Raw genomic sequence first — 7,237 nt, forward strand, 5'->3', positions numbered from 1 at the left:
ACCTCGCGCAGGATGAAAATGGTCTCTTCCTCGAGCGCGTCGAGTTGCGTGTTGGACAGGCGCGAGAGCGACTGCGCGGTTTGCAGCAGCAGCTCGGAATCGGTACGGGCGTTCATGGAATGGGGCGCTCAGAGAATGGATCGGATGCGGCGTGGAACATCAGTGCGCGAGATGCAGACCGCATTCACGGCTGTCCTCGCCCTTGGTCGGATCCAGGTAGTCGAAGTTGTTGGGCAGGCCATGCGCCTGGCAATAGGCGTGCAGATCCTTCGACGACCAGTGCAGCAGCGGCGCGACCTTGATCAGGCCGTCGGGATTGATGCTGACCGGCTCCATCTGCGCGCGCACGGCGGTGTCGGTGGCCCGCAGCGCGGTGAACCACACCTGCGGTGCCATCTCGCGCAGGGCGCGCGCGAAGGGCTCCAGTTTCACCTCCTCGGTGAAGGCGGCGTGGCGCGGATCGTCGAGCGACGGCGTCGGGCCTTCCACCGCTTCGCGATGCGCCCGCGAACGCCGAGGCACGAAGATGCGCAGATCCAGGTCCAGCAGCTTCGTCACCTCGTCGGCGAAGCGGTAGGTGGCGTCGGTGTTGTAGCCGTTGTCCATCCAGATGACGGGCACGTCGGGCTTCGCGCGCGTGACCATGTGCAGGATCACCGCCTCGAAGGGCCTGAAGTTGGTGGTGATGATCGCCGGCCGGCCCAGGCCGACGGCCCAGTCCACGAGGCCCTCGGCGTTGCGGCCGAGCTTGGCGTTGATTTGTGCGAGATCGATGCTCATGTGGCGAGGTTTCCAGTGGGGGCAGGAGCGTGCCGACGGCCCGCTCAGGTGCGCGTGAACAACGGCGTGGCTTGCACGGCGTCGCCCTGATAGAACGCGGCGAAGCGGTCGAACTGGCGCTGGGCCGCGGAGGCGTCGACGCCTTCCTTGAGCACCGCGCTCGAGAATCCCATGCGCTGCATTTGCACCAGCTGGTCGATCAGCACGTCGCCGGTGGCGCGGATTTCGCCCTTGAAGCCGAGGCGCCGGCGCAGCAGGAAGGCCTGGCTATAGGCGCGGCCATCGGTGAACTTCGGGAAGTCGAGGTCGATGCGATCGACATCGTCGAGGCAGACCTCGATSGCCAGCGGRTCGGCATCGTTGGGCAGTTGCAGCACGTTCGGGTCGCCGTTGTCGACGTGGTCCTCGGCGGCGATGAGTGTCAGGGTGCGGTTCATGCGGCCACCTCGACCTTGAAGCGGGCGCCGTTGGCGGCGGCCTTGAAGGGTTCGATGCCAACCCGGCGCAGCGCGTCGATGAAGGTCTCGCCGGCTTCGCGGGTGTCGCGGTAGGTGTTGAGCACGGCTTCGATCACGTCGGGCACTTCGGCCGCCGAGAACGACGGGCCGACCACCTTGCCGGGCTGCGGCGTGCCGCTGAGCGCGGAGCCGTCGGAGCCGCCGAGGGTGACCTGGTACCACTCCTTGCCGTCCTTGTCGACGCCGAGGATGCCGATGTGGCCGCTGTGGTGGTGGCCGCACGAATTGATGCAGCCGCTGATGTGGAGATCGATCTCGCCGAGGTCGTCGAGCTCGTCGAGGTCCTGGTAGCGCTCGGTGATCGCTTCGGCGATCGGAATCGAGCGTGCATTGGCCAGGGCGCAGAAATCACCGCCGGGGCAGGCGATCATGTCGGTCAGCAGGTGCACGTTCGCGCTCGCGAAGCCGGCCTCGCGGGCGGCCAGCCACAGGGCGTGCAGGTCTTCGGCATGGACCCAGGGCAAGAGCAGGTTCTGGTCGTGCGTGACGCGGGCTTCGCCGGCCGAGAAGCGGTCGGCCAGGCGGGCGGCGGTGTCGAGCTGGTCGGCCGAGGCATCGCCCGGCGCCTGCAGGCGTCGCTTGAAGGACAGCGTGACGGCGCGCAGTGCGGGGTTCTGGTGCGGCGCCACGTTGCGCTGCAGCCAGCGCGCGAACATCACGTCGTCGGAGGCCTGCGCGCGCAGGTCGGCGTCGGTGGCCTCGGCGCTGCGGAAGACGCGGGTGGCCAGCGTCGGAGGCACGAAGGAGGCGCTGACGCGGTCGAGTTCGGCCTGCGTGATAGTGTGCGGCGCGCCGTCGTGCTCGATGACCTGCTTGTATTCGGCCTCGACGTCGTCGATGTAGCGCTGGCCCTCGGCCTTGACCAGGATCTTGATGCGCGCCTTGTAGATGTTGTCGCGCCGGCCGTAGCGGTTGTAGACCCGGATCACCGCCTCGAGGTAATTCATGATCTGGTTCCACGGCAGGAACTCGCGCAGCACGGTGCCGATGATCGGCGTGCGGCCCATGCCGCCGCCCACCTGGACGCGGAAGCCGAGTTCGCCGGCGTCGTTCTTCACCAGGTGCAGGCCGACGTCATGCCAGCCGGTGGCGGCGCGGTCTTCCTTGGCGCCCGTGATCGCGATCTTGAACTTGCGCGGCAGGAAGGCGAACTCGGGGTGCAGCGTGCTCCACTGCCGCATGATCTCGGCGAACGGACGCGGGTCCGCGATCTCGTCGATTGCGATGCCGGCGCGCTCATCGCTCGTGATGTTGCGGATGCAGTTGCCGCTTGTCTGGATGCCGTGCATGTCGACCGTGGCCAGCAGATCCATGACGTCGGCCGACTTGGTGAGCGGGATCCAGTTGTACTGGACGTTCTGGCGCGTCGTGAAGTGGGCGTAGTGAGTCGGCAGCTTGTGCGTGCCGAGCTTGCCCTGGGTCGCCAGCGCGTGCTTGTAGACCTCGGCCTCGGGCTCGTCGTACTCGCGGGCGATCTTGGCCAGCACGCGCAACTGGTTACTGGACAGTTCGCCGTAGGGCACGGCCACGCGCAGCATCGGCGCGTAGCGCTGGACGTACCAGCCGTTCTGCAGGCGCAGCGGGCGGAACTCGTCTTCGGCGAGCTTGCCGCTCTGCCAGCGCTCGAGCTGGTCGCGGAATTGCGCGGCGCGCAGGTGCACGAACTGGCGGTCGAAATCTGTGTATTGGTACATCGTGTGTCAGTTGCTGGAAGGCGGCGCGTCCGCCACCCGTCAAAGCGAGCGTGGAATGTAAAAGCCAGCCTTATGGAAACAAACTATTTTTTGGTTCGCGGCTTATCCGGATAAGCATATTCACCAGTCCCCATGCGGGTTTCCGGGCGATTTAGAGGCTTTTCCGGATAAGGCGGGATCGGCGCTAACCGGTCGATTCTAGGAAAGCGCCGGCGATCCTGCCGGGCCGCCGGCGATGCGCCAGCCAGGGCTCAGCAGCAGCGTCCGACCCCCTGGCCATAGCGGCGCTCGATGACACGGGCGCAATAGTCGTTGCGGCTCAGCACCGGCTCGCCAGGATGCAGCGTCGCCGCGTGTGCGAGATAGCGCTCGTAGTCGGGCATGCCGAAGACCTGCCGGCAGGCCGAGCAGAGGCTGCGAAAGCGCCTGCCCAGCGAGCCATCGGCCTCGACGCCGGTTGTTTCCCTCATCACGATGCCGCTCCCTGCGCCCCGGTCATCGGCGGAATCTCCTGCGCGGTCGGCCGGGCCTGCTTCAGCGCCTGCAGGCAGATCTTGGCCGCGAACACGCACATGGCGATCACCAGCAGCACGAAGAAGCCGCAGACGAAAGCGTCGAGAGTGTTGTTGAAGGCCACGCGCTGCATCTCGGCGATCGACTTGGCCGGCGCGATCAGCGTCCCCTGCGCGGCGGCGTCGCCGAACTTGCGCGCCAGGGCCAGGAAGCCGATCGCCGGGTCGGGGTGGAAGATCTTCTGCACGCCCGCGGTCAGCGTCGTGATCAGCAGCCAGGCCGTCGGCACCAGCGTGACCCACACATAGCGCTCGCGCTTCATCTTCACCAGCACGCTGGTGCACAGAAGGAGCGCGATGCCGGCCAGCATCTGGTTGCCGACGCCGAACAGCTGCCAAAGCGTGTTGATGCCGCCGAGCGGATCGACCACGCCCTGGTACAGGAAGTAGCCCCAGAGCCCGACGCAGAGCAGCGTGGCGACGATGTTGGCGGGCAGGAAATCGGTGTTGCCGAGCGGCTTGTAGAGGTGGCCCAGCATGTCCTGGATCATGAAGCGGCCGACCCGTGTGCCGGCGTCGACCGCGGTCAGGATGAACAGCGCCTCGAACAGGATCGCGAAGTGATACCAGAAGGCTTCCATCGACTTGCCGCCGAAGGCCTGGCCGAGGATCTGCGCCATGCCGACCGCCAGGGTCGGCGCACCGCCGGCGCGCGAGAGGATGCTGGTCTCGCCGATGTCGATCGCGGTCTGGTTGATCAGCTCGGGCGTGATCGTGAAGCCCCAGCCCGAGATCACCTCGGCCGCGTGGGCGGCGGTGGTGCCGATCACCGCGGCCGGCGCGTTCATCGCGAAATAGATGCCGGGGTCGAGCACGCTGGCGGCCGTCAGCGCCATCACCGCCACGAAGGATTCGGCAAGCATGCCGCCGAAGCCGATGAATCGCATGTGCGACTCTGTCTCGATCATCTTCGGCGTCGTGCCCGACGAGATCAGCGCATGAAAGCCCGACACCGAACCGCAGGCGATCGTGATGAACAGGAACGGGAACAGCTTGCCCGAGAACACCGGCCCGCTGCCGTCGATGAAGCGCGTGGTGGCCGGCATCGCCAGCATCGGCGCCACGTAGTAGATGCCGATCGCCAGCGCGACGATGGTGCCGATCTTGAGGAAGGTGCTGAGGTAGTCGCGCGGCGCCAGCATCAGCCACACCGGCAGGCTGGCGGCGATGGCGCCGTAGACGATCAGCGCCCAGGCCAGCTGCGGGCCGGTGAGGGTGAACCACGGCGCCCAGGTTGCGCTCTCGGCCACCGCGCGGCCGAGGAAGATCGATGCCAGCAGCAGCACCACGCCAAAGACCGAGGCCTCGCCGACGCGGCCGGGCCGGATGATGCGCATGTAGACGCCCATCAGCAGCGCGATCGGGATAGTGGCGAAGATCGTGAACAGGCCCCACGGGCTGCCGGTCAGCGCCTTCACGACGATCAGCGCCAGCACCGCCAGGATGATGATCATGATCGCCAGCACGCCGACCAGCGCCAGGGTGCCCGGCACCGGGCCGAGCTCCATCTTGATCATCTCGCCGAGCGACTTGCCGTCGCGCCGCACCGACGCGAAGAGCACGATGAAGTCCTGCACCGCGCCGGCCAGCACCACGCCCGAGAGGATCCACAGCGTGCCCGGCAGGTAGCCCATCTGCGCCGCCAGCACCGGCCCGACCAGCGGCCCGGCACCCGCGATGGCCGCGAAATGGTGGCCGTAGAGCACCCACTTGTTGGTCGGCACGTAGTCCATGCCGTCGTTGTGGCGCAGCGCCGGCGTGATGCGCGTGTCGTCGAGCCGCAGCACCTTGTCGGCGATGAACTTGCTGTAGAAGCGGTAGGCGATGAAGTAGACGCACAGCGCCGCGGTCACCAGCCAGACCGCGTTGACGCTCTCGCCGCGGCCCAGCGCCAGCGCCGCGAACGAGAAGGCTCCGAGGATGGCGATGGCGGGCCACAGCAGCAGGGAGGTCAGCTTGTTCATGGCGCGGCTCCGGTATGGAAGGTCGCCGATTTGGACACCACCGTCGGCAGGTCTCCTTCGGCGGCCGCCATCTTCCTGCTGCGGCGGCGCGGGCGCAAGGCGCAGATTGCGCCGGATTGCGACTGCGCGGAACGGATAGCGCCTAAGCCATATGGACCCCAGGTCGCGAAGGCCTTATCGTTTGCTAATACCTAAGTACTCCAATTGGCGAACAGGGGATGTCGTGCACCGGTCGAAAAGAGGCGAGCTGGCGAAGCTGCGGGGCGAGATGGTGCGCTGCCGGCTGGCCGTAGCAGCGGCGCGCGAAGTATTGATCGAGCAGCTCGGCGACTTCATGTGCGGGGTCGGAATACCGCCGAGCCAACAGGATGTCCGGGCGCTGAACCTGCTTTGCGAAGCCCTGGAGGCGGCCGAGGCGGCCTATGCGCGCCGCCAAGCGACCCCGCCGGAGCCCCACTTCGGGGGCATGCGGCGCCGGGTGGGCTGAGCCGAGGCTCAGAACGAGCCGACGGCCGAGCCGAGCACGATCACCGCAATCAGGGCGATCAGCGCGCCGACGATGCCGACCATCACGATGTCGAAATAGCTCTCGCGGTGCTTGGTGCCGCAGACCGCGAGCAACGTGACGACCGCGCCGTTGTGCGGCAGGCTGTCGAGGGTGCCGGCACCGATCACCGCGACCCGGTGCATCAGCGCCGGATCGAGGCCGGTGGTGGCGGCCAGTTCCATGAAGGTGCCGCCCAGCGCGTCGAGCGCGATCGTCAGGCCGCCGGAGGCCGAGCCGGTGAGGGCTGCCAGGATGTTGGTGGACAGCGCCAGCGACACCAGCGGCCCGCCGCCGATGCCCAGCACCCATTCGCGAACGAGCTCGAAGGCCGGCATCGCGGCCACCACCGCGCCGAAGCCCACCAGGCTGGCGACGCAGACCACCGGCAGCACCGAGGCGTTGGCCCCGGCATCGACCGTGGCGCGCAGCGAAGGCAGGCGTTTCCAGTTCAGCGCCACCAGCACCGCCATCGCCGCGGCCAGTGCCACCAGCACCGCCCAGACGCCGCCGACATTGGACAGGCTGACGAAGCGCGCCTCGGCGAGGTAGCCGGTGTCCATGCGCGGCAGCACCACCAGCGCCATCAGGAGATTGACCACCACCACCACCACCAGCGGCATCAAGGCGACCACGATGCCGGGCTGGCCGCTTCCGTGCTGGCCGTGCTGGACCTCGGCCGGGTCGAAGCTGCCGGCGGTGGTGGCACGCTCGCGCACCAGCGGATCTTCCGCGGCATCGACGTGGGCGTCGGAGTCCTGGATGCCGAAACCCTCGCCGGCCGCGCGGGCCTTGGCCTCCGCGCGCCGCAACCACCACATGCCGAAGCCCAGCATGATCGCCGAGGCGATCACCCCGAGTCCCGGTGCCGCGAAGGCGGTGGTGCCGAAGAAGGGCATCGGGATCGCATTCTGGATGGCGGGCGTTCCCGGCAGTGCCGACATCGTGAAGGTCGAGGTCCCGAGCGCGATCGCGGCCGGCATCAGCCGCGCCGGAATATTGGCGGCGCGGAACAGCGCCTGCGCCATCGGCGTCAGCACGAAGAAGGCGACGAACAGGCTGACGCCGCCATAGGTGACCAGCGCACCGGCCAGCACTACGGCCAGCATCGCCCGCGTGGGCCCGAGCTTCTCGGTCATGAAGCGGGCGATGGTCTGCACCGAGC

7 protein-coding genes and 1 pseudogene are annotated in these 7,237 nt (G+C 67.7%); 1 reads left to right on the top strand and 7 read right to left on the bottom strand.

Annotated elements, in window-relative coordinates; translation table 11 throughout:
* The 6 genes and pseudogenes from AC1DY5_RS35100 to AC1DY5_RS35125 form a co-directional block, all read right to left on the bottom strand.
* Window positions 1-116: pseudogene (locus AC1DY5_RS35100) on the bottom strand (sulfate adenylyltransferase subunit CysD); the annotation flags it as partial.
* Window positions 117-159: 43 nt separating this feature from the next.
* Window positions 160-780, bottom strand: coding sequence for a phosphoadenosine phosphosulfate reductase domain-containing protein (locus tag AC1DY5_RS35105; RefSeq protein ID WP_478119042.1), 621 nt, complete (start codon window positions 778-780; stop codon window positions 160-162).
* A gap of 44 nt (window positions 781-824) precedes the next feature.
* Window positions 825-1,217: a DUF934 domain-containing protein gene (locus tag AC1DY5_RS35110; protein ID WP_478119044.1), complete on the bottom strand. Its 393-nt coding sequence runs from the start codon at window positions 1,215-1,217 to the stop codon at window positions 825-827.
* Window positions 1,214-2,992 carry a nitrite/sulfite reductase gene (locus AC1DY5_RS35115; protein WP_478119046.1) on the bottom strand — a complete coding sequence of 593 codons (1,779 nt, stop codon included), beginning with the start codon at window positions 2,990-2,992 and terminating at the stop codon, window positions 1,214-1,216. Before AC1DY5_RS35115 ends, AC1DY5_RS35110 begins: the two co-directional genes overlap by 4 nt.
* A gap of 251 nt (window positions 2,993-3,243) precedes the next feature.
* Entirely contained in the window at window positions 3,244-3,462 is a 219-nt protein-coding gene (locus AC1DY5_RS35120; RefSeq protein WP_478119048.1) for a CstA-like transporter-associated (seleno)protein, read from the bottom strand.
* Window positions 3,462-5,528, bottom strand: a complete 2,067-nt coding sequence (locus AC1DY5_RS35125) for a carbon starvation CstA family protein (protein ID WP_478119050.1) — start codon at window positions 5,526-5,528, stop codon at window positions 3,462-3,464. The genes AC1DY5_RS35120 and AC1DY5_RS35125 overlap by 1 nt, the downstream gene beginning before the upstream one ends.
* A 223-nt stretch (window positions 5,529-5,751) precedes the next feature.
* On the opposite strand from AC1DY5_RS35125, the gene AC1DY5_RS35130 reads away from it, so the two are divergent.
* Window positions 5,752-6,015, top strand: coding sequence for a hypothetical protein (locus AC1DY5_RS35130; RefSeq protein WP_478119052.1), 264 nt, complete (start codon window positions 5,752-5,754; stop codon window positions 6,013-6,015).
* Window positions 6,016-6,023: 8 nt separating this feature from the next.
* Here the strand turns inward: AC1DY5_RS35130 and AC1DY5_RS35135 are convergent.
* On the bottom strand, window positions 6,024-7,237 hold a 1,214-nt coding region (locus AC1DY5_RS35135; protein WP_478119054.1), incomplete at its 5' end, for a GntP family permease.

The organism is Variovorax sp. P4_D9, assembly GCF_056401695.1.

Bases quoted from the DNA above. Each gene is read 5' to 3' on its own strand.
- AC1DY5_RS35105 (WP_478119042.1), bottom strand. From the start codon at position 780: ATGAGCATCGATCTCGCACAAATCAACGCCAAGCTCGGCCGCAACGCC.
- AC1DY5_RS35120 (WP_478119048.1), bottom strand. From the start codon at position 3,462: ATGAGGGAAACAACCGGCGTCGAGGCCGATGGCTCGCTGGGCAGGCGC.
- AC1DY5_RS35125 (WP_478119050.1), bottom strand. From the start codon at position 5,528: ATGAACAAGCTGACCTCCCTGCTGCTGTGGCCCGCCATCGCCATCCTC.
- AC1DY5_RS35115 (WP_478119046.1), bottom strand. From the start codon at position 2,992: ATGTACCAATACACAGATTTCGACCGCCAGTTCGTGCACCTGCGCGCC.